The 23,565-nt window shown below is 67.0% G+C and carries 20 protein-coding genes and 2 pseudogenes; 14 read left to right on the top strand and 8 right to left on the bottom strand.

What is annotated here, in order from left to right; translation table 11 throughout:
* The first annotated feature begins 128 nt into the window (after nt 1-128).
* The 6 genes from IEY58_RS24360 to IEY58_RS24335 all read left to right on the top strand — a co-directional run bounded on the left by IEY58_RS24360 (nt 129) and on the right by IEY58_RS24335 (nt 5,315).
* Nucleotides 129-1,319 (top strand): ABC transporter substrate-binding protein, encoded by a 1,191-nt coding sequence (locus tag IEY58_RS24360; protein ID WP_189050643.1) that lies wholly within the window; start codon nt 129-131, stop codon nt 1,317-1,319.
* A 36-nt stretch (nt 1,320-1,355) separates the two neighbouring features.
* A complete protein-coding gene (locus tag IEY58_RS24355; protein ID WP_189050641.1) occupies nt 1,356-2,267 on the top strand; it encodes a branched-chain amino acid ABC transporter permease in 912 nt (303 codons plus the stop codon).
* Nucleotides 2,260-3,237: a branched-chain amino acid ABC transporter permease gene (locus IEY58_RS24350; RefSeq protein WP_189050639.1), complete on the top strand. Its 978-nt coding sequence runs from the start codon at nt 2,260-2,262 to the stop codon at nt 3,235-3,237. Before IEY58_RS24355 ends, IEY58_RS24350 begins: the two co-directional genes overlap by 8 nt.
* Nucleotides 3,234-4,001: an ABC transporter ATP-binding protein gene (locus tag IEY58_RS24345; RefSeq protein ID WP_189050637.1), complete on the top strand. Its 768-nt coding sequence runs from the start codon at nt 3,234-3,236 to the stop codon at nt 3,999-4,001. The genes IEY58_RS24350 and IEY58_RS24345 overlap by 4 nt, the downstream gene beginning before the upstream one ends.
* Nucleotides 4,001-4,702, top strand: coding sequence for an ABC transporter ATP-binding protein (locus IEY58_RS24340; protein ID WP_189050635.1), 702 nt, complete (start codon nt 4,001-4,003; stop codon nt 4,700-4,702). Before IEY58_RS24345 ends, IEY58_RS24340 begins: the two co-directional genes overlap by 1 nt.
* A gap of 205 nt (nt 4,703-4,907) precedes the next feature.
* On the top strand, nt 4,908-5,315 hold the full coding sequence (locus IEY58_RS24335; RefSeq protein ID WP_189050633.1) for a hypothetical protein: 408 nt from the start codon (nt 4,908-4,910) through the stop codon (nt 5,313-5,315).
* A gap of 94 nt (nt 5,316-5,409) precedes the next feature.
* On the opposite strand, the gene rocD is transcribed toward IEY58_RS24335, so the two are convergent.
* Both rocD and IEY58_RS24325 read right to left on the bottom strand, forming a co-directional pair.
* Entirely contained in the window at nt 5,410-7,539 is a 2,130-nt protein-coding gene (gene rocD, locus IEY58_RS34740) for an ornithine--oxo-acid transaminase (protein ID WP_189050631.1), read from the bottom strand.
* A 127-nt stretch (nt 7,540-7,666) separates the two neighbouring features.
* The gene (locus IEY58_RS24325; RefSeq protein WP_189050629.1) at nt 7,667-8,167 is read right to left on the bottom strand and encodes an Lrp/AsnC family transcriptional regulator; all 501 of its coding nucleotides are present in this window, start codon (nt 8,165-8,167) and stop codon (nt 7,667-7,669) included.
* 188 nt (nt 8,168-8,355) lie between these two features.
* Here IEY58_RS24325 and IEY58_RS24320 point away from each other — a divergent pair, with 188 nt between their 5' ends.
* Nucleotides 8,356-10,455: a mechanosensitive ion channel family protein gene (locus tag IEY58_RS24320; RefSeq protein ID WP_189050627.1), complete on the top strand. Its 2,100-nt coding sequence runs from the start codon at nt 8,356-8,358 to the stop codon at nt 10,453-10,455.
* Between the two features lie 55 nt (nt 10,456-10,510).
* Here IEY58_RS24320 and IEY58_RS24315 read toward each other — a convergent pair whose 3' ends face one another.
* Nucleotides 10,511-11,632 (bottom strand): ferritin-like domain-containing protein, encoded by a 1,122-nt coding sequence (locus IEY58_RS24315; protein ID WP_189050626.1) that lies wholly within the window; start codon nt 11,630-11,632, stop codon nt 10,511-10,513.
* A 233-nt stretch (nt 11,633-11,865) separates the two neighbouring features.
* Between IEY58_RS24315 and IEY58_RS24310 the strand changes: the two genes are divergently transcribed.
* Genes IEY58_RS24310 through IEY58_RS24285 form a run of 6 tightly spaced genes read left to right on the top strand, consistent with a single transcriptional unit; the run spans nt 11,866 to nt 17,829 of the window.
* Nucleotides 11,866-12,363 carry a MarR family transcriptional regulator gene (locus IEY58_RS24310; protein WP_189050624.1) on the top strand — a complete coding sequence of 166 codons (498 nt, stop codon included), beginning with the start codon at nt 11,866-11,868 and terminating at the stop codon, nt 12,361-12,363.
* Nucleotides 12,364-12,403: 40 nt separating this feature from the next.
* Nucleotides 12,404-14,680, top strand: coding sequence for a bifunctional salicylyl-CoA 5-hydroxylase/oxidoreductase (locus IEY58_RS24305; RefSeq protein ID WP_189050622.1), 2,277 nt, complete (start codon nt 12,404-12,406; stop codon nt 14,678-14,680).
* Nucleotides 14,677-15,432: an SDR family NAD(P)-dependent oxidoreductase gene (locus IEY58_RS24300; protein WP_189050621.1), complete on the top strand. Its 756-nt coding sequence runs from the start codon at nt 14,677-14,679 to the stop codon at nt 15,430-15,432. The genes IEY58_RS24305 and IEY58_RS24300 overlap by 4 nt, the downstream gene beginning before the upstream one ends.
* Complete coding sequence (locus tag IEY58_RS24295; RefSeq protein ID WP_189050619.1) at nt 15,432-16,241, top strand: enoyl-CoA hydratase family protein; 810 nt, start codon at nt 15,432-15,434, stop codon at nt 16,239-16,241. Before IEY58_RS24300 ends, IEY58_RS24295 begins: the two co-directional genes overlap by 1 nt.
* Nucleotides 16,241-17,428, top strand: coding sequence for an acyl-CoA dehydrogenase family protein (locus tag IEY58_RS24290; RefSeq protein WP_189050618.1), 1,188 nt, complete (start codon nt 16,241-16,243; stop codon nt 17,426-17,428). The genes IEY58_RS24295 and IEY58_RS24290 overlap by 1 nt, the downstream gene beginning before the upstream one ends.
* Nucleotides 17,425-17,829, top strand: coding sequence for a RidA family protein (locus IEY58_RS24285; protein ID WP_189050617.1), 405 nt, complete (start codon nt 17,425-17,427; stop codon nt 17,827-17,829). The genes IEY58_RS24290 and IEY58_RS24285 overlap by 4 nt, the downstream gene beginning before the upstream one ends.
* A gap of 9 nt (nt 17,830-17,838) precedes the next feature.
* On the opposite strand, the gene IEY58_RS24280 is transcribed toward IEY58_RS24285, so the two are convergent.
* From IEY58_RS24280 to IEY58_RS24265, 4 genes and pseudogenes are all read right to left on the bottom strand, one after another.
* The gene (locus IEY58_RS24280) at nt 17,839-19,170 is read right to left on the bottom strand and encodes an MFS transporter (protein WP_189050616.1); all 1,332 of its coding nucleotides are present in this window, start codon (nt 19,168-19,170) and stop codon (nt 17,839-17,841) included.
* 132 nt (nt 19,171-19,302) lie between these two features.
* Entirely contained in the window at nt 19,303-19,755 is a 453-nt protein-coding gene (locus tag IEY58_RS24275) for a GNAT family N-acetyltransferase (RefSeq protein ID WP_229743922.1), read from the bottom strand.
* A gap of 41 nt (nt 19,756-19,796) precedes the next feature.
* Nucleotides 19,797-20,551 (bottom strand): annotated as a pseudogene (locus tag IEY58_RS24270) (IS5 family transposase).
* A gap of 352 nt (nt 20,552-20,903) precedes the next feature.
* Nucleotides 20,904-22,469, bottom strand: coding sequence for an FAD-dependent monooxygenase (locus IEY58_RS24265; RefSeq protein WP_189050615.1), 1,566 nt, complete (start codon nt 22,467-22,469; stop codon nt 20,904-20,906).
* Nucleotides 22,470-22,751: 282 nt separating this feature from the next.
* On the opposite strand from IEY58_RS24265, the pseudogene IEY58_RS34820 reads away from it, so the two are divergent.
* Nucleotides 22,752-23,120 (top strand): annotated as a pseudogene (locus tag IEY58_RS34820) (transposase); the annotation flags it as partial.
* A gap of 184 nt (nt 23,121-23,304) precedes the next feature.
* On the opposite strand, the gene IEY58_RS24250 reads toward IEY58_RS34820, so the two are convergent.
* Nucleotides 23,305-23,484 (bottom strand): recombinase family protein, encoded by a 180-nt coding sequence (locus IEY58_RS24250; RefSeq protein ID WP_189050614.1) that lies wholly within the window; start codon nt 23,482-23,484, stop codon nt 23,305-23,307.
* Nucleotides 23,485-23,565 lie beyond the last annotated feature (81 nt).

Genomic DNA, 23,565 nt, shown 5'->3' with positions numbered 1-23,565 from the left:
GGAGCGGTAACCCGGCACGCGCGTTTTCGCTGGCGGCGGACGGCCGAGTTTGATCTGCTGGACGGTAACGAAACCGGGTGCCAACCCGGGACACAAGCACAGGGGCCATGGGGATGACGGCGAGGGGGATGACGGGGACGGGCAAGCGGGCGCTCGGCGCGATCGCGCTGGCGATGGGAGTCTCGTGTCAGATATGGGCGTTTCAGGCGTGGGCGGCCGATCCGGTCAAGATCGGCATGATTACGACCCTGTCCGGCCCGGGCGGCTATCTGGGTGAGGAGGTGCGCGACGGTTTCCAGCTCGCGATCGACCAGGAAGGCGGCAAGCTCGGCGGCGTGCCGGTCACGGTCGAGGTCGCGGACGACGGCTTGAAGCCGGGCAACGCCAAGGACATCGCCCAGCGCATGCTTGGCAGCGAGCATATCAAGCTCATGACCGGCATCATCTTCTCGAACGTCGCCGGCGCCACGGTGCCCGACATCCTCGATGCCGGGGCTTTCTATATTTCGCCGAATGCTGCACCGTCCAACTTCGCCGGCAAGGACTGCCACAAGAACTATTTCGTCGTGCCGTGGCAGAACGATTCGCTGCACGAGTCGGCCGGCGAGGATGCGAACAATCTCGGCTACAAGAAGATGTTCATCCTGGCGCCCAACTATCAGGCGGGCAAGGATGCGCTGGCCGGGTTCAAGCGCGCCTACAAGGGGCAGGTGGTGGGCGAGGTTTATACCAAGCTCGACCAGACCGATTTCGCGCCGGAGCTGGCGCAGATCCGCGACGCCAAGCCGGACGCCGTGTTCCAGTTCGAACCGGGCGGCCTCGGCATCACGTTCCTCAAGCAATATGTCCAGGCCGGGCTCATGGAGAAGATCCCGATGGTGGTGTCCTCGCCGTCGATGGATGCGCGCACGCTCGACGCGGTCGGCGACGCGGCGCTGGGCGTCCAGGTCTCGTCCTTCTGGAACTCGGACTTCGACAATCCGGCGAGCAAGGCGTTCGTCGCCGCCTACGAGGCGAAGTTCCATCGCACGCCGACCTATTACGCGGCCCAGGGCTACGACACCGCCCGGCTGGTCGCGAGCGCCTTGCGCGCGGTCGGCGGCGATCTCGCCAAGGCCGACGCGTTCCGTGCAGCGCTGAGGCAGGCCGATTTCCAATCCGTGCGCGGCGCCTTCAAGTTCGGGCAGAACCAGCATCCGATCGAAGACTGGTACGCGCTCAAGGTGGTGAAGGGCGCCGACGGCAAGCCCGTGCTCAAGACCATGGGCAAGATCTTCGAGGCGCACGGCGACGCCTACGCGGCCGAGTGCAAGATGTAGGAGAGGGCGGGATGTAGGCGAGGGGCGGCGGCGTCCATGCTGCTGGCTGAGCAGATCCTGAATGGGGCGCAATTCGGCATCATGCTGTTCCTGCTCGCGGCGGGGCTGACGCTCGTGTTCGGCATCATGGGCCTGATCAATCTCGCCCATGGCTCGCTCTACATGATCGGCGCCTTCACCGCGGCCTGGGCCGGCAATGCCACCGGTTCCTTCGCGGCCGCGCTCGCGATTGGCATGGTCGTGACCGCCGTCGTCGGCATGGCGATCGAGGCGGCCGTGCTGCGCCGGCTCTACGCACGCGACCATCTGGACCAGGTCGTGGCGACCTTCGGCCTCATCCTGTTCTTCAACGAGGCGGCGACGTGGCTCTTCGGCCGCCAGCCGCTGTTCGCCGCGGTGCCGCCGTGGCTCGCGGGTTCGGTCGAACTGCTGCCGGGCGTGCCCTATCCGGCCTATCGGCTGGCGATCATCGCGGTCGGGCTCCTGGTGGCGCTCCTGCTCTATCTGCTGGTCGCGCGCACCCGGCTCGGCATGCTGATCCGCGCCGGCAGTTCGGACCGCGAGATGGTCCGTGCGCTCGGCGTCGACATCCGGCTCATCTATACGGTCGTCTTCGGGCTGGGCGCGCTACTGGCCGGCCTCGCCGGCGTCATGGCCGGGCCGGTGTTCTCGGTCCAGGTCGGCATGGGCGAGCAGGTGCTGATCCTGACCTTCGTCGTCATCATCATCGGCGGCATCGGCTCGGTGCGCGGCGCCTTCGTCGGCGCGCTGCTGGTCGGCATGGTCGACACGCTGACGCGCGCCTTCCTGCCGGGCCTGCTCAAGACCTTGATGAGCACGTCCGAGGCCGACGCAATCGGCGGCGGCGCCTCGTCCATGGCGGTCTATGTACTGATGGCGGCGATCCTGCTGTGGCGGCCGCGGGGGCTGTTCCCGGCTCATGGCTAGGCTCACGCGCGAACGCTGCCTGCTGCTCGCGGGACTGGTGCTGATCCTGGCCTACCCCTGGGGGGCCGCGGCCGTGGGGCAGCCGTTCCTGGTCGGGCTCGGCACGCGCGTCCTCATCATGGGCCTCGCGGCGGCGAGCCTCGACTTGGCTGTCGGCTTCGGCGGCATGGTGAGCTTCGGCCATGCCGCCTTCTTCGGCATCGGCGGCTATGCAGTCGGCATCCTGGCGTTCCATGCCCATGAGGAGACGGCGTTCCTGGGCCTCGTGCCCGGCTCCAACCTGGCGCTCGTCGTCTGGCCGGCCGCGGTCGGGCTGGCGGGGGTGGCGGCGCTTGCAATCGGCGCGCTGTCGCTCAGGACCGCCGGTGTGCATTTCATCATGATCACGCTCGCCTTCGCGCAGATGCTCTTCTTCCTCTTCGTCTCGCTCAAGGTCTATGGCGGTGACGATGGCCTGAGCTTCCGGCCGCGCAATATCCTGCCCGGCCTCGATACTCGCGACGACATGAGCTTTTACTACGTCGTGGCCGTGCTTTTGATCCTGTTCCTGATCCTGGCCCGCCGCCTGCTCGACGCGCGCTTCGGCGTGGCGCTCCGCGGCGTGCGCGAGAACGAGCGGCGCCTGGCGGCGCTCGGCATCCGGCCTTACGGCATCAAGCTCGCGGCCTTCACGCTCTCAGGCGCGGTGGCCGGCCTCGCCGGTGCGCTGATGGCGAACCAGGCGCGCTTCGTCAGCCCGGAGCTCTTGCATTGGACCAAGTCCGGCGACCTTTTGATCATGGTCATCCTGGGCGGGCTCGGCACGCTCTACGGTGCCGTGCTGGGGGCGGCCGTGCTGATCCTGCTCGAGACCGGGCTCGCCGCCTGGACCGAGCATTGGATGATCGTACTGGGGCCGATCCTGGTGGCGCTCATCCTGTTTGCGCGCGGCGGGCTCTGGGGCGTCCTCACCGGGCGGCACCGGCCGTGAGCGCGCTGCTCGAGGCCCGGGGGCTGGTCAAGCGCTTCGGCGGCCTGGTCGCGACCGATGATCTGTCGCTCGACGTGACGCCGGGCGAATGTCATGCGGTGATCGGGCCGAACGGCGCCGGCAAGTCGACGCTCATCGCCCAGCTGGCGGGCGAGCTCGCGTCCGACGCGGGCACGGTCCGCTTCGATGGGCGCGAGGTGAGCCGGCTCGGCATGGCGGCGCGCGCCCGGCTCGGGCTCGTCCGCTCGTTCCAGATCACCGCCGTGCTGCCCGAGTTCACTGTGGTCGAGAATGTGGCGCTCGCAGTGCAGGCGCGGCTCGGCCGCCATTGGGGCTTCTGGCGGCGGGCCGCGGACCAGCCGGCGCTGCAAGACCCGGCCCGCCGGCTGATCGAGGAGATCGGGCTCGGCCCGCGCGCCGACATGAAGGCGCGCACGCTCGCTCATGGCGAGCAGCGCCAGCTGGAGCTGGCCATGGCGCTCGCAACCAAGCCCAAGCTCCTGCTGCTCGACGAGCCGATGGCCGGCATGGGGCCTGAGGAGACGCGGCGCATGACCGGGCTCCTGCAGCAGCTCAAGGGCCGGGTCGCGATGCTGCTGGTCGAGCACGACATGGACGCCGTGTTCGCGCTCGCCGACCGGGTGACGGTGCTGGTCTATGGCCGTGCCATCGCGACCGGGGCGCCGGCGGCGATCCGCGCCGATCCGGCGGTCGTCGAAGCCTATCTTGGCACCGACGAAGCCGACGCGGCGGGGACCGTCTGATGCTGGTCGTCGAAGGCCTCGAGGCAGCCTACGGCCGGAGCCAGGTGCTGTTCGACATTGCGTTTTCGGTCGGCGCAGGCGAGGTCGTGACGCTGCTCGGCCGCAACGGCATGGGCAAGACCACGACGATCCGCGCCATCATGGGGCTGACGCCGCCCAGGGCCGGCTCGATCCAGTTCCAGGGCAAGGAGATCGCGGGCCTGCCGCCGGAGCGCATCGCGCGGCGCGGCATCGGCCTGGTGCCGGAGGGACGGCGGGTGTTCCCGACCCTGACCGTGCACGAGAACCTGGTGGCGACCGCCGCCTCTGGCCGTGATCGGGCCGACCCCTGGGACCTGGGGCGGATCTATCAGCTGTTCCCGCGCCTCGAGGAGCGGCGCCGGCAGCGCGCCGGCACGCTGTCGGGTGGCGAGCAGCAGATGCTGGCGATCGGCCGCGCGCTCATGACCAATCCGCGGCTCTTGATCCTGGACGAGGCGACCGAGGGGCTGGCGCCGCTGGTGCGCGCGGAGATCTGGCGCTGTCTGGCGCTCTTGAAGGAGGAAGGCGAGGCGATCCTGGTGGTCGACAAGAACCTGGCGGCCTTGAAGCGGCTTGCCGACCGCCATGTCATCATCGAGAAAGGCCGGACGATCTGGAGCGGCGACAGCGCCGATCTCGACGCGGCCCCCGAATTGGTCAGGCGCAGCCTCGGAGTGTGAGCGCATGATCGAGCTCGGCCCGGTCACGGCGGCGCACCGGGTTGGCGCGAATGCCCATTTTTTCGGAGAATTTTTCCAAATTTTTAACTTTACGAGGGCGGGTTTGGCGGCTCACTTTCCTTGCCGATCCAGGTGCCGCCTGCCTGACACATTTTTAATCTGCATCGAGGTTTCGCTCCGTATCTCTTAAGAGAGGGCAGAAAGAATGTTTAATCCCTTCAAGAAAATTCGCACAACCGTCAAGAAAAAATTTGGCAAGGACGATGGATCAAAGTCGATCGAGCATAGTGCCAACTATAAAAGGCTTTGTCAGATTTGGCCTCACGGCACGTGGCAGAAGCCGATCGGTGGCGCAAAGTATGCCGTTATGGACCTCACCGTGCGCGGGATCATTGACGAGGTATGGGCGAGGCAGAATTTTCTATCCGCCCAGGCCGAGGCCGATCACGATCTGAATCCCGGCATGTTCGGCAGTTACACGGCGCCAATTCCGTCGAATTGGTATCCGTCCGAGAAATTGTTGAAGACGATGTTCCACAAGCACAGCTGGGACGTCAATCACTTGCACTACATCGTCGGCGAACTGACGAATCTGAAGCATATCAATCCCTAACAACGGCTGCGCGGGGCGACGGCTCGCCCGTTGAAAGCTCCTCCCCGGCCCGACAGGGCGAGGGCCGGGGAGGCGCCGCCTTTGAGCCGGGGGATCAGCTCGCCAGCGCGTAATTGTCGAGCCGAAGCGTCAGGCAATAGGCCGAGCCGCCGCTACGGCCGAACGAGCCGAGCGGCACGCGGTGCACCGTGTAGCCGCGGGCGTTCAATTGCGTTTCGAGTGCTGCGCCGCAGCTGCCGAACACCAGGTCGCGGCCGACTGCGACCGAGTTGGCGGCGAGCGTCTCGGCATCGGCATCCTCGACCGCGATCAGCCGTTCCGGCCCGATCAGGGCGCGCATCAGCTGGCGGCCTTCCTCGGTGAAGGCGCCGGGCACATAGAGCACCTCGCCGCCCGACAGCACGCAGAACGCGGTGTCGAGATGGTAGAAGCGCGGATCGACCAGCTTGAGCGATGCCGTCGGCACACCGTAGATCCGCTCGATCGCGGTGCGTGCCTCGAGCGAGGAGCGCTGGCCCCAGCCGGTCCACAGCATGCGGCGGTGCGGGTCCCAGTAGCAGTCGCCGGCGCCTTCGAAGAACACGCCCGCCGGCAGCTCGTGGATCTCGTCGACCACGCCCGACTGCTTCAGCCCTTCGAAGAAGCGGCGGCCATGGGCCTCCTCGCCCTGGCGCTCGGCGCATTTGTAGCGCGCGAGCAGGACCTTGCGGTCGAGCACGACGGCGCAATTGGCCGTAAACACCAGGTCCGGCAGGCCCGGTTGAGCCGGCATGATCTCGATGTTGGCGCCGAGCGCGCGATAGGTGTCGTAGAGCTTCTGCCAGCCGACGCGGGCGTCATGGGCGAGCGTCTCGGCCGAGACGGCCCAGGCGGCCGGGTCCATCCAGGGATTGATCTTGTAGCTGACCTCGTAATGCTCCGGCGGGCACATCACCAGATGCGGGCCATTTGACGCCGCTGTGGTCGCGCGTTGGGCGGCGGCGCCGTGGGCGTGCCCCGCGGGCACGATACGGCCGGCCACGGCCTTCGGCGTCGCCTCGTTGATCGTTTCTGCTACCACGTCCAACCCCCAATCCAGTTCCTGCCGAGTGATGGTGAGCGGCGGGGCGAAGCGCACCACCGTCTCATGCGTTTCCTTGGTAAGCACGCCGCGCTGGGCCAGGCGCTCGCACACGCGCCGCGCATCGGCCAGCGCCGGGTCGAGCTCGACGCCGACCCAGAGCCCGAGGCCGCGCACATCGCGGATCGCCGGCGAGCCGATCGCCAGCAGTCGCTGCTTCAGGTGCTGGCCGAGCACGGCACTGCGCGTGACGAGCTGCTCGTCCTCGATGACGTTGAGCGCCTCGAGCGCCACGGCGGAGGCGAGCGGGTTGCCGCCGAAGGTCGAGCCATGGCTGCCTGGGTTGAACAGATCCATGATCTCTGCCTTGCCGACGAAGGCCGAGACCGGCAGCAGGCCGCCGCCCAGCGCCTTGCCCAGGATGACGCCATCCGGCAGCACGTCCTCGTGCTGATAGGCGAACCACTTGCCGGTCCGGCCGAGGCCCGACTGGACCTCGTCCAGGATCAGCAGCACGTTCTTGCGGTCGCAGAGTTGCCGCAGCCCCTTGAGGAAGCCGGCCGGTGGCACCCGGATGCCGGCCTCGCCCTGGATCGGCTCGATCAGGATTGCCGCCGTGTTCGGCCCGACTGCGGCCTCGAAGGCCGCGAGATCGCCGAACGGCAGGATGCGGAAGCCCGGCGTGAACGGCCCGAAGTCCTGGCGATAGGCATCCTCGCTCGAGAAACCGACGATGGTCGTGGTACGGCCGTGGAAATTGCCGGAAGCGACCAGGATCTCGGCTTGGTTCTGGGCCACGCCCTTCACCTGATAGGCCCAGCGCCGCGCCGCCTTGATTGCGGTCTCGACAGCCTCGGCGCCGGTATTCATCGGCAGCACCTTGTCGAGCCCGGTCAGGCTCACGAGCCGTTCCATGAGCGGCCCGAGCTTGTCGTTCATGAAGGCGCGGGACGGCACGGCCAGCCGATGAGCCTGCTCGACCAGTGCCGCCACCAGGCGCGGATGGGAATGGCCGGGGCTGACCGCCGAATAGGCGCTCATCATGTCGAGATATTTGCGACCCTGGTCGTCCCACAGCCAGACACCTTCGCCGCGCGAGAGGACGACCGGGATCGGAAGGTAATTCTGCGCGCCGTAACGTCGCTCGAGCTCGCCCACGTGCATGATCCGCTCCTGCCGCCCCAACACTCTGATTGCCAACTCCTTGATTTTAGGGGGAGAGGCGCAACAGGTGCGGCCGAAGCGCGCGAGTCGCGCGACAGGATCGGCTGCGAAAACGACTTGTGGGTGACTAGTTCTGCTGTGCTGCTTTTTCGATGAGACTGAGCGGATATCCGGCGAACCGGCGGACCCGCTTCATGACGAAACGGGAGGTGATGCGCGCGACGCCGATCGCCGGGTCGTCGAGCCATTGGGTGGTGAGCGCGTTGTAGCGCGCGAGATCGGCGCAGACCATTTGCGCCAGATAGTCGAACTGGCCGCCGACGAGCACGCACTCAACGACCTCGGCGCAGTCGGCCAGATGCCGCTCGAATGCGGCCAGGGCTTGGGTCGACTGGCTCTTCAGCGTGATCTCGGCGAAGGCATGGACGAGGTCGGGCAACTCGCCGATCTCGACGACGGCGCGGTATCCCGAGATGAGGCCGGCGGCCTCGAGCCGGCGCACCCGCTCGAGGCACGGGCGGGGCGACAGGCCGATCTTCTCGGACAGGCGCTGGTTCGTCATGCGCCCGTCCCGCTGCAATTCGGCCAAAATCTTGAGGTCTATGGAGTCGAGCTTCCTGGGCGGCACGGGGGCGGATCAATTCTCGGTGACGGGAGCGGATTTGCGACCGAGCGCATTGCGACGGCCGAGGATCGACCTATTTTCGGGGGCAAGACACGCGCTTGTCCAGGCGTGCCGCGGCAGGCGCGTGCATATTGCCCCGTCTCGGCGCATGCTGCGCCAAGGACGGCGTAGCTTTAAGTCAAGGAAACTCGATGGCGGACGCAGCGTCCACGGCGGCTTCCACGGCGGCGGCCAATCCAACGGTGGCGGATCAGGCGGCGCACGGTGCCGTCACCCATACGTTCGGCGGCCAGCCGTTCGGCCGCATGATGATCCATCTCGGCCATTCGACGAATGAGCTGTGGATGGCGGTCAAGACAATGGTCGCCGATGCCGTGAAGGCGCCCGGCATGCGGCACCAGGCGGCGACGCTGCTTACCAACAATGGCGACCTGGGTTCGGCCGGCTGGGTGCTGTTCTGCCTCGCGGCGATGCTGGTCGTGGCGTTGCTGGGTGCTGCGATCGTCTTCTGGCTCGCGGGGCCTGAGCGCCGGCGCCTGGCGCAGATCCCGGTCGATCGCGCCGGCAAGGGCGTCCTGCTCGGCCTCGAGGGGCTGGTGCTCGACCTGCTGCCGCCGGCAGCCTTCCTGATCGGCAGCGGCCTGCTCTACAATCTCTGCTTCACCGCGCACGGGCTGATCTTCCCCGCGACCGACGTGTTCCAGGGTTTCGCCAACGCGTTCATCCAGAGCACGACGGTCGGCTGGGCGGCCTTCATCATCCTGAGCCAGCCGTTCGCGGCCGACCGGCCGAACCTGCGCATGGTGCCGATCGACGATGCGGAGGCGCACCGCGCCCGCGCCACGCTGGCGCGCATCGTCGCGGTCGCCATGGGGCCCTATCTCGTCGCCGAAGGACTCTATTTCCTGTGGTTCGGCGACGGGCTGCCGCATCTCATCATCATCACGACGAGCTTCGTCGTCGGCTACATGTGCCTGCGCGCGCTGCACAAGCTGCGCCCGCATTTGACGGGCTTCGCGCGTTACTGGCACTCGCTTGCCGTGCTGAGCGTGTTCGGGCTGGGCGCCACCTGGGTCCTGGGCGTGCTGCTGCTGCCGCTGCCACCGTTTGACCGGGTGCTGGGCACGCTCATCGTGCTCGCCGCCATGCCGGCTTTCGACAGCATGATCGCGCTGGCGCTCCGCCAGGTGAAGGCGCGGCTGCTGCGCCGGACGGCCGCCCAGCAGATGATCTTCGTGCCGGGCGAGGAGGGCGAGCCGCTGCAGGCGGTGGCACGGACCGCCAGCTCCCAACAGGGCACCGACGAACAGATCCGCGCGACCGACGCCTTCACGGACGTGCTGCACTACGCCGCCTCCTGGGTGTTGCTGATCGCCGCCGGCGCGTTCCTGGCGCGGCTCTGGTCGTTCGACTTCATCCGCATCCTGGGCGCGCGCGACGCCCGAACCTTCGTGGGCGTCCTGTTCGACGCCGGCATCACCCTGCTCATCGGCTGGTACGTCTGGCGCCTGTTCGAGACCGGGCTCGCCGTCGCCTTGAGCCGCGAGGTCAACGGGCCGGGCAGCCGGGCCAGCACGGTTCAGCCGCTGCTGCGCTCGATCGGCATGATCGTGATCGCAGTCGTGGCGCTCATGTGGGCGTTCTCGGTCCTGGGTCTCAATATCGGGCCGCTCCTGGCGTCGGCCGGCGTGGTCGGTATCGCCATCGGGTTCGGCGCCCAGACGCTGGTCAAGGACCTGTTCTCCGGCGCCTTCTTCCTGATCGAGGACGTGTTCCGCATCGGCGACTATATCGAGGCCGGCACGGCCAAGGGCACGGTCGAGAAGATCACGTTCCGCACCGTGGCGCTGCGCCACCAGAATGGGCCGCTGCATTTCGTGCCCTACGGCTCGCTCGGCAGCGTGCGCAACAACTCGCGCGACTGGGTCATCGACAAGTTCGAGATCCCGCTGCCGATCGACGTCGAGAGCGAGCAGGTGCGCCGCATCGTGAAGCGTATCGGGCTCGAGATGCTCGAGCACGAGGAGCTGGCGCCGTTCATCATGTCGCCCTTGAAGGCCAAGCTCTATCGTATCCAGCCCGGCGCCAAGATCTTCCGCTGCAAGGTGCAGACGCCGCCCGGCAAGCAGTTCGAGGTGCGCACTGAGGCCTACCGGCGGATCGAGCTGGCCTTCGCGGAGGCGAACATCCCGTTCGCGAGCAACATCCAGTCCTCGGTCGTGGTCCACGCCGGCCAGCCGGCAGCGGCGGAGCCGCTGCAGCCGGTCGAGGAAGTGCGCGCGGCGGAGTAGAAAGCCCGAGGCAGCCACCGTTTCGGGCGCCGCCTCGGGCGAGGTCAGGGCGAGTTCAATCGTCCTGCTCGTGCCGTCGGGCCGCGTCGGCGTCCTCGGCCAGATCCTGCAGGAACTCGAAGAACTGCTTCGACTGCCCGATGAAGATGCCCATCCCGGTCAGCCCCTTGAGTGCTGCCATCGCCGCGCCGGACGTGGCAACCGGCCGGATGATCGAGACCCGCGGCAGGCCGGGCCTGAGGAACGGGCAGGGCTCGGGCATGATCAGGTTGGTCTGGAAGTCCTCGCCCCCCGGATTGACGTTGAGGTTCGGGAACACGAGCGCGGGATTGGTCGGGTCGGTCAACGGCGCCAGCGGATCGGAAACCGCGTTGCCGGCCTTGTCGTGCCAGGTCTGGAAATGGCAGACCTCGGTCCCGCCGATGCTGAGCACGACGCGCAGCACCTCCGGATTGCTCACGTGCAGGGCCAGGCCCGGATAAAGGCTGGTGCCCCCTTGCTCGATCTGCGCGAAGTGGAAGCCCGCTGTGTTCGCGATGGCTTGGATGTGCCCCTGCGGTGTGAGGTCGGCGTCGCTGCGGGGAATGCCGGGGAACTGCCCGTTCGCCAGGCTCGGCACTGCATTGGCGAACTTGTGCAGCGGGTCGAGATCGGGGTTGAAGTCGCGGCTGCGATAGCGCGTGTACCAGCTCGTATCGACCGTGAGCTTCATGAGGTTCGTCAGCCGGCCGATCTGGTTGGCGCCGGTCGCCTTGCTGCTGGGCAAGGTGCGGAATGCATCGAGGCTGACCGGGTGCGCCCCCTTGGAAACCAGGTAGGCGTTGATGAAGGTCTCGTGGGTGAGCTCGTCCTCGGTGTTGTCATGGATATACTGGGCCATGTCGCTGTCGAGGTTGCTGAGCGCAGCGGTGTAGGCCGGGCTGCCGCCGGTCGGCAGGCCGGGAAGCTCGCTGTCCTGGGTCCCGCCGAGCTCGGCATATTGCAGCCACATATCGGTCTCGATGATCTCGGCCGCGCAAAGGAAGCGGAGGATCGCGGCATCACCCCGTGATATCCCGCCGAATGGGGCCGCCGAGGCCTGAGAGATCGAACCCGGTGCGCCGGCAACCAGCGCAGCGCCGGCAAAGGCGCCGGTCTTAAGAAAGGCTCTTCGATCGGAGCGTGGTTTTTCGATCATCGAACTCTCCCGTCAGGGCTTGTTTGAATGCAATGCGGATCGATGTGCGGCGGCCGCCCCTGTCCGTGACCGCCTGATCCGTCCCTCCACGACTCGACTTCGCGGGATTTATTCCGTGCGCATCCGGCAAATCGATCGACCGGGCGCAGCAGGCGAGCCTGTTGGTGGAACGGGCGCCTTGACCTCACTCGAACGGCAATATATTTTAGACATAAAATATATAGGGAGGCGTCATGCTGCTCGACGTGGATCCTGCCGTGAGCCCCGATCGGGAGAGCGCCGTGGCCGAGGACGATCGGCTGCAGCTGCGCCTCTGGCTCCGGCTCCTGACCTGCACCGAACTGATCGAAGACCAGGTGCGCGGCCGGCTCCGGACTGAGTTCCAAACGACGCTGCCGCGCTTCGACGTGCTGGCCCAGCTCGACCGGGCGCCGGATGGCCTGACCTTGAGCGCGCTCTCGTCGCGCCTCATGGTGTCCAACGGCAACGTCACCGGCCTCGTCGACGCCATGGCGAGGGACGGGCTGGTCGCGCGGCGGGCGAACCCCGCCGACGGCCGCAGTGCGCTCATCCAGGCGACCGCCGCGGGTGCCCGGCTGTTCGCCGCCATGGCACCCACTCACCAGGCTTGGATCGATGGGCTCATGGCCGGGCTGACCCGCGCCGAGATGGTCTTGCTGCTCGAGCTCCTGGGCAAGCTCAAGCAGTCCGTTCGGGAGCGGGCGGCATGAAAACTACTTCCAATCCGAAATTCTTTGCGGAGGATGCTCCATGAAGATCGTCTGCGTCGGTGGCGGCCCGGCCGGGCTTTATTTCGCCATCCTGATGAAGAAGGTCGACCCGGCGCATGACGTCACGGTCTATGAGCGCAACCGGCCGCACGACACGTTCGGCTGGGGTGTCGTGTTCTCCGACCAGACGTTGGAGAACCTGAAGGGCGGCGATACGACGAGCCAGGAACGGATCATCGACAGCTTCGCCCATTGGGACGACATCGACATCCATTTCAAGGGCCGCTGCATCACGTCGGGCGGCCACGGCTTCTGCGGCATCGCGCGCCGGCATCTGCTCGCGATCCTGCAGGATCGCGCGGCCGAGCTCGGCGTCCGGCTCGTCTTCGAGACGGAGGTGAGCGACCTCGAGGCGTTCGCCGATGCCGACCTGATCGTTGCCTCCGACGGCATCAACAGCCGGATCCGCACGGCACACGCGGCGCATTTCCGGCCGCAGATCACGCTGCAGGCGAACAAGTTCGTCTGGCTCGGCACCCACAAGCGGTTCGACGCGTTCACCTTCATCTTCGTCGAGACCGAATGGGGCTGGTTCCAGGCGCACGCCTATCGCTTCGACCGCGAGACCTCGACCTTCATCGTCGAAACGCGCGAGGAGACCTGGCGGGCCGCCGGGCTGGAGGGCGCCGACACGGCCGCCACCACCGCCTTCTGCGAGCAGCTGTTCGCGCCCTGGCTCGACGGTGAGGCGCTGATGGCGAACAGCCGCCACCTCAAGGGCTCCGACTGGATCAGTTTCCCGCGCGTCTCGAACGAGACCTGGATCAAGGGCAATCTGGTGCTGATGGGCGATGCGGCGCATTCGGCGCATTTCTCGATCGGCTCCGGCACGAAGCTGGCACTCGAGGACGCGATCGCGCTTGCCGGGGCATTCCGGCGCCTGGGCAACGACGTGCCGGCGGTACTGGCCGCCTACGAGGCCGAGCGGCGCGTCGAGGTGCTGAAGATCCAGTCGGCCGCGCGCAACTCGACCGAATGGTTCGAGCATGTCGACCGCTATGCGCGCTTGGAGCCGGAGCAGTTCGCCTATTCGCTCTTGACCCGCAGCCAGCGCGTCAGCCACGAGAACCTGCGTCTCAGGGACCGGGCCTATGTCGAGGGCATCGAGCGCTGGCTCGGCGGGCGGGCAGGCATTGATCGACCCTTGGCGCCGATGTTCCTGCCGTTCACGCTGCGCGGCCTCAGGCTCGAAAACCGCATCGTCGTCTCGCCCATGGCGATGTACAGCGCCACGGACGGCGTGCCGGGCGATTTCCATCTGGTGCATCTGGGCGCCCGCGCGCTGGGTGGCGCCGGGCTCGTCTTCACCGAGATGACCTGTGTGACACCCGAGGGCCGGATCACGCCAGGCTGCGCGGGGCTGTGGAACGACGACCAGGCGCAGGCCTGGCGGCGTATCACCGATTTCGTCCATGGCCAGTCGGCGGCGAAGATCTGCCTGCAGCTCGGCCATTCCGGGCCGAAGGGTTCGACCAAGCTCGGCTGGGAGGGCATGGACGAGCCGCTCGACGCCGGCAACTGGCCGGTGATGGCGCCGTCGGCGGTCGCCTGGAGCCCGCTGAACCAGGTGCCGCGGCCGATGACCCACGCCGAAATGGAGGCGGTGCTGGACGCGTTCGTGGCCGCGACCCGGCGCGGCGCGGCAGCCGGGTTCGATATGGTCGAGCTGCATGCCGCCCACGGCTACCTGCTGTCGTCCTTCATCTCGCCGCTCACCAACCGGCGCACCGACGAATACGGCGGTAGCCTGGAGAACCGGCTGCGATTCCCGCTCGAGGTGTTCCGGGCGATGCGCGCGGCCTGGCCGGCGGAGAAGCCGATGTCGGTGCGCATCTCGGCGACGGACTGGGTCCCGGACGGCATCACGCCGGAGGACGCGGTCGAGATCGCGCGCGCGTTCCGGGCGGCCGGCGCCGACCTGATCGACGTCTCGGCCGGCCAGACCTCGGTCCGGGCGCAACCGGTCTACGGCCGCATGTTCCAGACGCCGTTTGCTGACCGGATCCGCAACGAGGCCGGGATTGCGACCATGGCGGTCGGCAACATCACCGAGGCGGACCAGGCGAACTCGATCCTGTCGGCCGGACGGGCCGACCTGGTGGCGCTCGCCAGGCCGCATCTCTCCGATCCGCACTGGACCCTGCACGCCGCGGCGCAGCTTGGGCATGGCGCGCAGGTCTGGCCGAAACCCTATCTCGCCGGCAAGGCGCAACTCGAACGGCTTCTGGCGCGCAGCCAGGAGGGAGCGGCACCATGAGCGACAGGCCTTTGGAGGGTTTGAGTGCGGTCGTGACCGGCGGGGCCAAGGGCATCGGTCTCGCGGTTGCCCGCCGGCTGCGGGATGAAGGGGCGGACCTCGTCCTCATGGGCCGCGACACCGCGGCGCTCGAGGCGGCGGCCGAGACGCTCGACTGCTCCCATGCCGTCGCCGACGTGACCGACACGGCGACGCTCGAGCATGCCTTCGCGCTGATCGGTCATTTCGACATCCTGGTGAACAATGCGGGCGGAGCACTGACCAAGCCGTTCGGCAAGCTCGAGCCGGGCGACTGGAACGCGATGCTGGCCCTCAACTTGACCGCCGCCTATCACACCTGCCGCCTGGCGCTGCCCGGCATGCTGGCGCGTCGCTGGGGCCGCATCGTCAATATCGCCTCGACCGCCGGCTTGAAGGGCTATGCCTATGCATCCGCCTATTGCGCGGCGAAGCACGGGCTCGTTGGGCTGACGCGCGCGCTGGCGCTGGAGACTGCGAAGACCGGAGTCACGGTCAACGCGGTCTGCCCGGGCTTCACGGACACCGACCTGGTCCAGCGCGCGGCCGAGGTGATCGAGGCCAGGACTGGGCGCAGCGTCGAAGAGGCGCGCGCCCATTTCGCCGGCTACAATCCGCAGGAACGCCTGATTCAACCCGACGAGGTGGCCGACGCGGTCGCTTTCCTGTGCCGGCGCGAGGCTGCCGCCATGACCGGCCAGTCCCTGATCGTCGCCGGCGGCGAGGTGATGTGATGAATTTCCGCGATTTCACGCCCCAACATTTCCTGTGTCGGCTCGACGGCAAGGTCGCGACCATCACGCTCAACCGGCCAGAGCGGAAGAACCCGCTCACCTTCGAGTCTTATGCCGAACTGCGCGACACGTTCCGGGCGCTGGCCTCGGCCGACGACGTCAAGGTGGTGGTTATCACGGGCGCCGGCGGCAATTTCTCCTCGGGCGGCGACGTGTTCGAGATCATCGGCCCGCTGACCGAAATGAAGATGCCGGAGCTCTTGGCTTTCACGCGCATGACCGGCGGCCTGGTCAAGGCGATGCGTGCGTGCCCGCAGCCGATCTATGCCGCGATCGACGGCGTTTGCGCCGGAGCCGGTGCCATCCTGGCCATGGCGTCCGACCTGCGCTACGGCACGGCCGAGGCCAAGGTCGCGTTCCTGTTCACCCGCGTCGGCCTCGCCGGCTGCGACATGGGCGCCTGCGCGCTCCTGCCGCGCATCATCGGCCAGGGCCGGGCAGCCGAGCTGCTTTATACCGGCCGCAACCTCGGCGGCGTCGAGGCCGAGCGCTGGGGCTTCTTCAACGGACTGCTGCCACGCGAGAGCCTTGTGGCCGACGTCCAGGCCATGGCGGCGCGGCTCGCCGACGGTCCGACCTTCGCCCATGGCATGACCAAGACCATGCTGCACCGCGAATGGGCCATGGATCTCGACACCGCGATCGAGGCCGAGGCGCAGGCTCAGGCGCTCTGCATGGCGACGGGCGACTTCCGCCGGGCCTACGAAGCATTCGCCCAGAAGCAGCAGCCGAAGTTCGAGGGCAATTGATGGCCGACAAGAGCTTCCTTTCCTGGCCGTTCTTCGAGGACCGGCACCGCCGCCTCGCCGAGCGGCTCGAGGCCTGGGCGGGCGGCATGGTCGACAACCTGCCGCACGGCGATCTCGACCGGACCTGTCGGGCGCTCGTGACGGCGCTCGGCTCCGCGGGCTTCCTCGCCGAGGCGGTGCCTGAGGCCGGTACCAATGCGCAGGGCGCCGACGCGCTCGACGTGCGCAGCCTGTGCCTGGTGCGCGAGATCCTGGCGCGCCATTCGGCCTTGGCCGATTTCGCCTTTGCCATGCAGGGGCTCGGCACGGGCTCGATCACGTTGTTCGGCACCGAAGCGCAGCGTGAACGCTATCTGCCGGCCGTGCGCGCCGGCCATGCCATCGCCGCCTTCGCGCTGTCGGAGCCCGATGCCGGCTCCGACGTCGCCGCCATGACCATGGCCGCCACGCGCGTCGCCGGCGGCTGGCGGCTCGACGGGCTCAAGACCTGGATCTCGAATGGCGGCATCGCGGACCATTATGTCGTGTTCGCGCGCGTGGACGGTGTGCCGGGCACGAAGGGTATCGCGGCCTTCGTCGTCGACGCCCGGACACCCGGGCTCGAGATCGCCGAGCGGATCGAGGTGATCGCCCCTCATCCGCTCGCGACCCTGCGCTTTGACGGTTGTGTCGTGCCCGATACGGCGCTCTTGGGCCAGCCGGGCGAGGGCTTCAAGATCGCCATGGCGACGCTCGACGTCTTCCGCCCGACGGTGGGGGCCGCAGCGCTCGGCATGGCGCGGTGCGCGCTCGACGAGGCGGTGGCGCGGGCGAAGACGCGGATCATCGGCGGCAAGCCCTTGGCCGAGCAGCAGCTGATCCAGGCGAAGTTCGCCGACATGGCGCTCGAGATCGATGCCGCCGCCCTGCTGGTCTACCGTGCCGCCTGGACCCGCGATGTCCGGCGGCAGCGGATCACGCGCGAGGCGGCGATGGCGAAGCTCTACGCGACCGAGGCGGCCCAGCGCGTCATCGACGAGGCGGTGCAGATCTTCGGCGGCCTGGGGGTCAAGCAGGGCGTCAAGGTCGAGGAACTGTACCGCGAGATCCGCGCGCTCAGGATCTACGAGGGGGCAAGCGAGGTGCAGAAGCTGATCATCGCCCGGCAGATTCTACAGGGCCAGACCCTGCAGGAGGTGGCGCCATGAGCGGGCTCCGGTTCCTGCAGCCGCCCGGCTGGCCCAAGCCCAAGGGCTATGCGAACGGCGTCGCTGCGTCGGGCGAAACCATCTTCGTCGGCGGCCAGATCGGCTGGGACGTGGGCGGGCGCTTCGCCGACGGCCTGCCGGCCCAGATCGGACAGGCGCTGGAGAACATCCTCGCCGTACTCGCCGAGGCCGGGGCGGGGCCGGGCGACATTACGCGGCTCACCTGGTATCTGGTCGATGTCGAGGATTACCTGGCGCACCAGGCTGAGATCGGCGCTGCCTACCGCCGGATCATGGGCCGGCATTTCCCGGCGATGGCTGTGGTCGAAGTCCGGCGCCTGGTCGAACGCCAGGCGCTGGTCGAGATCGAGGCGACGGCCGTCAGGGCCCCTTCTCGTTAGGTGGGCTCGCTAGGTGACGCGGTCGTATTCCGCCGAGATGTCCTTACCCGTGTAGTCCGGCATCAGGGCGGCCGAGATCAGGCTGACGATGGAGCACGCCGCGATATAGATCGCGATGGCGTAGCCTGAGTGATAGGCGGCGAACAATGCGGTCGCGATGAGCGGGGCTGGGCCGCCGGCGATGACCGAGGCGAGCTGATATCCCAGCGACGAGCCGCTGTAGCGCAGGCGCGGCGTGAAGGCCTCGGCGATGAGCGCGGCCTGAGGCCCGTACTGCAGGTCATGCGGGATGAGCGAAAGCACGATGGCGATGAACACCAAGGCCGATGCGCCGCTGTCCACCATGGCGAAATAGAGGAAGCCGAACACGCCGGTCACGGCTGCACCGATCAGGTACATCCGCCGCCGGCCGATCAGGTCGGAGGCGTAGCCCGCCAGCGGAATGGTGAAGAAGGATACGCACGAAGCCACGAGCACGGCGGTCAGGATCAGCTCGCGCGACATCTTGAGCGTGCTGACGCCATAAGCGAAGATGAAGGCGGTGAAGATATAGAACGGCGCCTGCTCGGCCATGCGCAGCAGCGCGGACAGGATGATCTCGCGCGGTTGCTTTTTCACCACCTCGACGATCGGCGCGCGCTCGATGCGCTTCTCCTCGACGAGCTGCTGGAAGATGGGGGTCTCGAGGATGCCGAGCCGGATCCACAGCCCGATGCCGATCAGCACGATGCTGAGCAGGAAGGGCACGCGCCAGCCCCAAGTGAGGAAGTCCGGTCCTGACCAGGCGCTGAAGCCGAGGATCACCAGGTTCGACAGGAACAGGCCCGACGGCACGCCGAATTGCGGCCACGAGGCGATGAAGCCGCGGCGGCCGTGGCCGCGCGCCCATTCCATCGAGATCAGCACCGAGCCGCCCCATTCGCCGCCGACGCCGATGCCCTGCAGCATGCGCAGGACGGTCAGGATGACGGCACCCCAGATGCCGATCGAGCTATAGCTCGGCACGAACGCGACCAGGAAGGTCGCGATACCCATCAGCAACAGTGTGACAATGAGCGTCGCCTTGCGGCCGATCCGGTCGCCATAGTGCCCGAAGATCGCGGCCCCGATCGGCCGTCCGACGAATCCGACGAAATAGGTGCTGAACGCAGCCAGTGTGCCCGTCAGTGGGTCCTCGTTAGGAAAGAAGAGTTTCGGAAACACCAGCCCGGCTGCGGTGCCGTATATGAAGAAATCGTACCATTCTATCGTCGTTCCGACAGTGGCAGCGATTACCGCCTTGCGCAGTTCTGCGTTGTGCTGGGAATCCGAAAGTTGACCATGTATGGCGGTAACGGCCATGGTCCTGCCTCCCTGCTATCGTCATCTTGCTGATGACTTGTTAAGTTAATGTTACAATATCATTTTTCGAATCATCGCTCAAGTTTGACCGGGAAGGCTATGTGACGCAGGCGCGAGCTTCACTGCGCGCGGTCAACGTGCGACGGGAACCGGCCGCCGATAGAACAGATCCCAATCCTCCGCACCGGTCTCAGCGAAGCCGTGGCGCTCGTAGAAGCGGACGGCATCGCTCTCGCGCAGCACGGTCAGCACCACCGGTTTGCCGGCGGCGTCCGCTTCTTCGAGCAGGCGGCGGAGCACGGCCGAGCCCAGCCCGGCGCCTTGGAAATGCGGATCCACGTAGAACTGGTCGAGCTCGAGCGCGTCCCCCTGCGGCTTGAGGGCGACGCAGCCGGCGAGCGCGTCGCCGACCAGGATAAGGCGCGTCTCGCCCGGCTGGAACGCGGCGCGGAACCGGTTGCGGGCGCGCAGAGGATGCCAGCGACCGACCCGTTCGAGCGAGGGGCGCATGGCGGCATGGCGGATCAGGAGCAGCCGCTCGAAGTCGCTCTCGGCGGCGGGGGCGAAGGTGAACATGGGCGCCATGGTGACGATTCAGCAGGCGCCGGTCTAGGAGCTGTGGACACTTACCGGAGCCAAAGCACGATGGCTGCGAGGGTGACGACGGCGAGGTAGTTTCGGGCAGTCTTTTCGAAGCGGGTGGCGACGCGCCGGAACTGCTTGAGCTTTGAGAAGCAGCATTCGACGAGGTGTCGCTGGGCTTAGAGATGCTTGTCGAGCGGATGCTTCTGGGCTCGGGACGGGTTGTTGGGGATGACGGCGATCGCCCCCTTGTCGACGATCGCCTGGCGGAAGTGGTCGGCATCATAGGCGGTGTCGGCCATGACCACCTCGGCGGGCAGGCCCTCGATCAAAGGCCCAGCCTGCGGCGCATCGCCTTTCTGGCCAGCTGTAAGCGTGAAGCGCACGGGACATCCGAGCTCCCGCACGGCCATGTGGATCTTGGTGCTCAGGCCTCCACGGGAGCGACCGATGGCCTTATCTTCAGGCCCCCCTTTTTTGCCCCCGACGCGTGCTGGTGGGCGCGAATGATGGTCGAGTCGACGATCAGGTACTCGAAGTCCGGATCGCCGGACATCGCCTCGAAGATGCGCCACCAGACACCTTTGCGGCTCCAGCGGCTGAAGACGCTGTTCCAATCGCCGAAGACCTCGAGAAGATCCCGCCAAGGCGAACCGGTCCGCACGATCCACAGGACGCCCTCGACGAACATCCGGTTGTCTCGACCCGTCGAACCCTTTTGATCAGGCCGGCCGATGATCAGCGGTGCCATCCTCTCCCAAGCCAAATCGCTCAGTACCAAACGATCCATCACGCGCAAGACTGCCTCCCCAAAAGCAGTCTTGAATCATGATTGAAGTCGTTTGGGAATCTGGGGGCTTCTGTGAGGTCGCGCGGCTGTGCTGTCGATGGCGCGCGAGATCGCGACCTCATTGAAGCCGGATTGAGCGAAGCCGCGGGATGGCGGGCGCGCTATGGGGATTGTAGTTCAATCCCAAAACCGACGTCGAAAATCAAATCTGCCAAAGTAGTGCTAGCCGTCAAGTTGTGAGACGTCATCGGCCGAGCAGGCCCCAGAGCGGTTGCCGACTGTGTCTTGTCACCCATCCGTCCGGTCCATTCTGTTACCCATGTTACCGGTCTGCACCGTCTGCATCATCTCTGCCTCCCGCCTATCGCCCGCGCAAAGCAGCGATAGTCGACAGCGCATCGCGAAGGCACGCCGCGCGCTCTTCATGACCGCACGTCGAGCGCCATGCGATGATGCCATCCGGGCGTACAAGCGATGCGCCGTCATGGGCGACACCGAAGTGCCGTCCAAAGGCGTCCGATACCGGGAACAACACGTCCTCGCCGACCAGCACGGTCTCGATGTTGATGGCCAGGGCGGACGCCGCATGTTGCGCCGCTGCGATCCAGCGGCGATCTTGCGAGATCAACGTGAACTCGCGGGTGAACAGGTCGATCGTCGAGATCGTCTCGCCCGCTCGCTTGATCGGGATGTGCGGCGCGCGCGTTCCCGGTTGTCCGGCCCATGCGTCCGGATGCGCGGCCGGCGGCAGGTCGAGGCTGGCGCCTATGACGGCGGCGGACCGCATCAGTTGCCCCAGTTCCATCGCCTCGTTGCCATAAAGCGGTTCGCCCTGCAGCGCATTGCCGGCCCATGGCGCATAGTCGGGGCGCGCGAAGGTCTGCTGGTGTCGGAGCCAGCCGACCGGCTGACGCTCGTCACTGTACGTATCGAGCAACACAGGGCTCGACCTCCCGCTCATGACCCATTCCAGCTTCCAGGCCAGATTGTAGGCGTCGTCGATACCGGTATTGGCGCCAAATCCGCCGCGCGTCGGCGGCAGCTGATGCGCCGCATCTCCGGCGAGGAAGATGTGGCCATGGCTGTATCGCTCGGCGATGCGACCGGCCATCTCCCAGCGGCCGGTGGCGAGCAGCTCGAACGCCATGTCGCGCCCCAGGGCCTTGCCGACCATGTCGGCCAAGTCCGCATCGGCGCGCTCCTGATCATCGTCGAACATCAGCACCCAGCGACCGTCGCCATAGGTCGTCAGGAAGGCGCGGAACCCCGGCTGCTCGATCTCGAACTGCTGCACGCCCCGCGCAAGAAAGCTGTCTGCCTCGGGGCAGCGGAACAGCACGCTGCGCAAGGTGCGCAGATGGCCCACACCTCGGCGCGCGATGCCGAGCGCTTCGCGAACGGGGCTGCCGGCACCGTCCGCCGCGATCATGTAGCTGGCGCGAATGACGTATGCCTCGCCGCTGTCGCAATGGCGGACGCGCGCGAGGACGCCCTCACCATCCTGTTCGAACGACAATAGCTCCGTACCAAGTCGCAGGTCGGCGCCGCGCTCGATCGCGGCCGCGCGCAGCAGGGGTTCGAGTCTGTCCTGTGCAATCGTGGCGCCGGTGCAGGGCGATGCCGTCCCCGGGCGTTCCGCCTGCTCACCCGGCGTCCAGGCTGTTTCTTCGTGCCAGCGGCCGGACAGACTCTCCGCCTTGACGCGGCGCAGCCGGGTGCCGGGTGCGACCTGCGGCACCTGATCGGCGAGTCCGACGGCGCGGAAATACTCGAGCGTGCGTTCGGTGAACCCGGTTGCGCGCGGGTGCGGCGCGCTGCCGCGATGCTTCTCGACCAGGATGGTCGGCACGTCCCGCCATGACAGGAACAGTGCTGCAGACAGCCCGACAAGGCTGCCGCCGATGATCAGTACTTGTGTATCTTGCACGGGTGGTTCGTCCTTTTCCCGATATGCCGAAGGCACAGCGAAGGACGCGAGACCGCTTCCCGGGATATGGACGGACGATGCGCTTGAGGGCAGCCGCGTGCCGTGACCTTCCGACGGGAAGACGGCATGCGTCCGCCTTCCGTCGTGGTCCGCGGCCCTGCTGGGCTGGATTGGGGCTTTCCGCGCATACGGAAGCTGACCGGGGCTTACCAGACCGGTCCACCATTTTCGACAATAGGGAGATAGGGGCCGCTGGCTTCGGATGCAAGTTGGACGGTTGAGTTCGACGGCAACACGGCCGATCCTGCCACGCTCACCGACCAGGTGGCCAAGCTGAAGCAGCGCTTCGCCCTCGACCGCGTGGTACTGGTCGGCGACCGCGGGATGCTGACCAGCGCGCGCATCCGCGAGGATGTCCGACCGGCCGGCTTCGACTGGATCTCCTGCCTGAGGAGCGGTGCCATCCAGGAACTGGCCGCCTTCTTGCGGCGTCAGGCCGCTCAAGGTGCTGAGCTCAATCCGCTACTCACCCTGCAAACCCTGCTCGGCCATGCCGATCTGGCCACGACCGCGATTTATTTGCGGGTCGTGGCGACCGATCTCTCGGTCATCGAGGCCTCGGTCGACGAGCTTTATGAGGCGCTGCTCTGACGATGGGCAAGCGACGGAAAGATTATCGTGTCACATCCCGGCCCGCACCGTTGATCGGCTCGCCGGGATCTCTCATCGTGACATTCCCGGACTGTCGGAATGAGTGCACTCAGGGCTTCGACTTCGGGGTCCATGCGGCACGCCCTCAAATGGCGGCCGAGATCGCGCTCGCGTTCCGGCACCATTATGCAGGCACTGTGCCAGACCGTGCGAATGCCATTGCCGCTGCCAGACCCGGCCGCTCCGCCTTGGCGCCGCTCGCCCGATCCTCGAAGATCTGCTCGCAGCCGGCCTGCCTCAGCGCATCGCGCTGCAGGTCGAGCTGCTGGTCCTCCGTCGAGACGCGGGCATAGCCGATCAGCATGTCCGGAACCCTCCGGCGGGCAGCAAACCCGTCTAATCGCCGCGATTGCTGCCGATGACTGTCTGACCGGGTTTTCTTACC

The organism is Aliidongia dinghuensis (assembly GCF_014643535.1).
In the GTDB taxonomy this organism is placed as follows: Bacteria; Pseudomonadota; Alphaproteobacteria; order ATCC43930; family CGMCC-115725; genus Aliidongia; species Aliidongia dinghuensis.
Note: the sequence above shows the minus strand (reverse complement) of the source record. Positions and strands in the feature narration are given on the sequence as shown.

Excerpts from the sequence above, each read along its gene's own strand:
- IEY58_RS24360 (WP_189050643.1), top strand. The coding sequence starts at position 129 with ATGACGGGGACGGGCAAGCGGGCGCTCGGCGCGATCGCGCTGGCGATG.
- IEY58_RS24355 (WP_189050641.1), top strand. The coding sequence starts at position 1,356 with ATGCTGCTGGCTGAGCAGATCCTGAATGGGGCGCAATTCGGCATCATG.
- IEY58_RS24350 (WP_189050639.1), top strand. The coding sequence starts at position 2,260 with ATGGCTAGGCTCACGCGCGAACGCTGCCTGCTGCTCGCGGGACTGGTG.
- IEY58_RS24340 (WP_189050635.1), top strand. The coding sequence starts at position 4,001 with ATGCTGGTCGTCGAAGGCCTCGAGGCAGCCTACGGCCGGAGCCAGGTG.
- IEY58_RS24335 (WP_189050633.1), top strand. The coding sequence starts at position 4,908 with ATGTTTAATCCCTTCAAGAAAATTCGCACAACCGTCAAGAAAAAATTT.
- rocD (WP_189050631.1), bottom strand. The coding sequence starts at position 7,539 with ATGCACGTGGGCGAGCTCGAGCGACGTTACGGCGCGCAGAATTACCTT.
- IEY58_RS24320 (WP_189050627.1), top strand. The coding sequence starts at position 8,356 with ATGGCGGACGCAGCGTCCACGGCGGCTTCCACGGCGGCGGCCAATCCA.
- IEY58_RS24315 (WP_189050626.1), bottom strand. The coding sequence starts at position 11,632 with ATGATCGAAAAACCACGCTCCGATCGAAGAGCCTTTCTTAAGACCGGC.
- IEY58_RS24310 (WP_189050624.1), top strand. The coding sequence starts at position 11,866 with ATGCTGCTCGACGTGGATCCTGCCGTGAGCCCCGATCGGGAGAGCGCC.
- IEY58_RS24305 (WP_189050622.1), top strand. The coding sequence starts at position 12,404 with ATGAAGATCGTCTGCGTCGGTGGCGGCCCGGCCGGGCTTTATTTCGCC.
- IEY58_RS24300 (WP_189050621.1), top strand. The coding sequence starts at position 14,677 with ATGAGCGACAGGCCTTTGGAGGGTTTGAGTGCGGTCGTGACCGGCGGG.
- IEY58_RS24295 (WP_189050619.1), top strand. The coding sequence starts at position 15,432 with ATGAATTTCCGCGATTTCACGCCCCAACATTTCCTGTGTCGGCTCGAC.
- IEY58_RS24290 (WP_189050618.1), top strand. The coding sequence starts at position 16,241 with ATGGCCGACAAGAGCTTCCTTTCCTGGCCGTTCTTCGAGGACCGGCAC.
- IEY58_RS24285 (WP_189050617.1), top strand. The coding sequence starts at position 17,425 with ATGAGCGGGCTCCGGTTCCTGCAGCCGCCCGGCTGGCCCAAGCCCAAG.
- IEY58_RS24280 (WP_189050616.1), bottom strand. The coding sequence starts at position 19,170 with ATGGCCGTTACCGCCATACATGGTCAACTTTCGGATTCCCAGCACAAC.
- IEY58_RS24275 (WP_229743922.1), bottom strand. The coding sequence starts at position 19,755 with ATGGCGCCCATGTTCACCTTCGCCCCCGCCGCCGAGAGCGACTTCGAG.
- IEY58_RS24250 (WP_189050614.1), bottom strand. The coding sequence starts at position 23,484 with ATGCTGATCGGCTATGCCCGCGTCTCGACGGAGGACCAGCAGCTCGAC.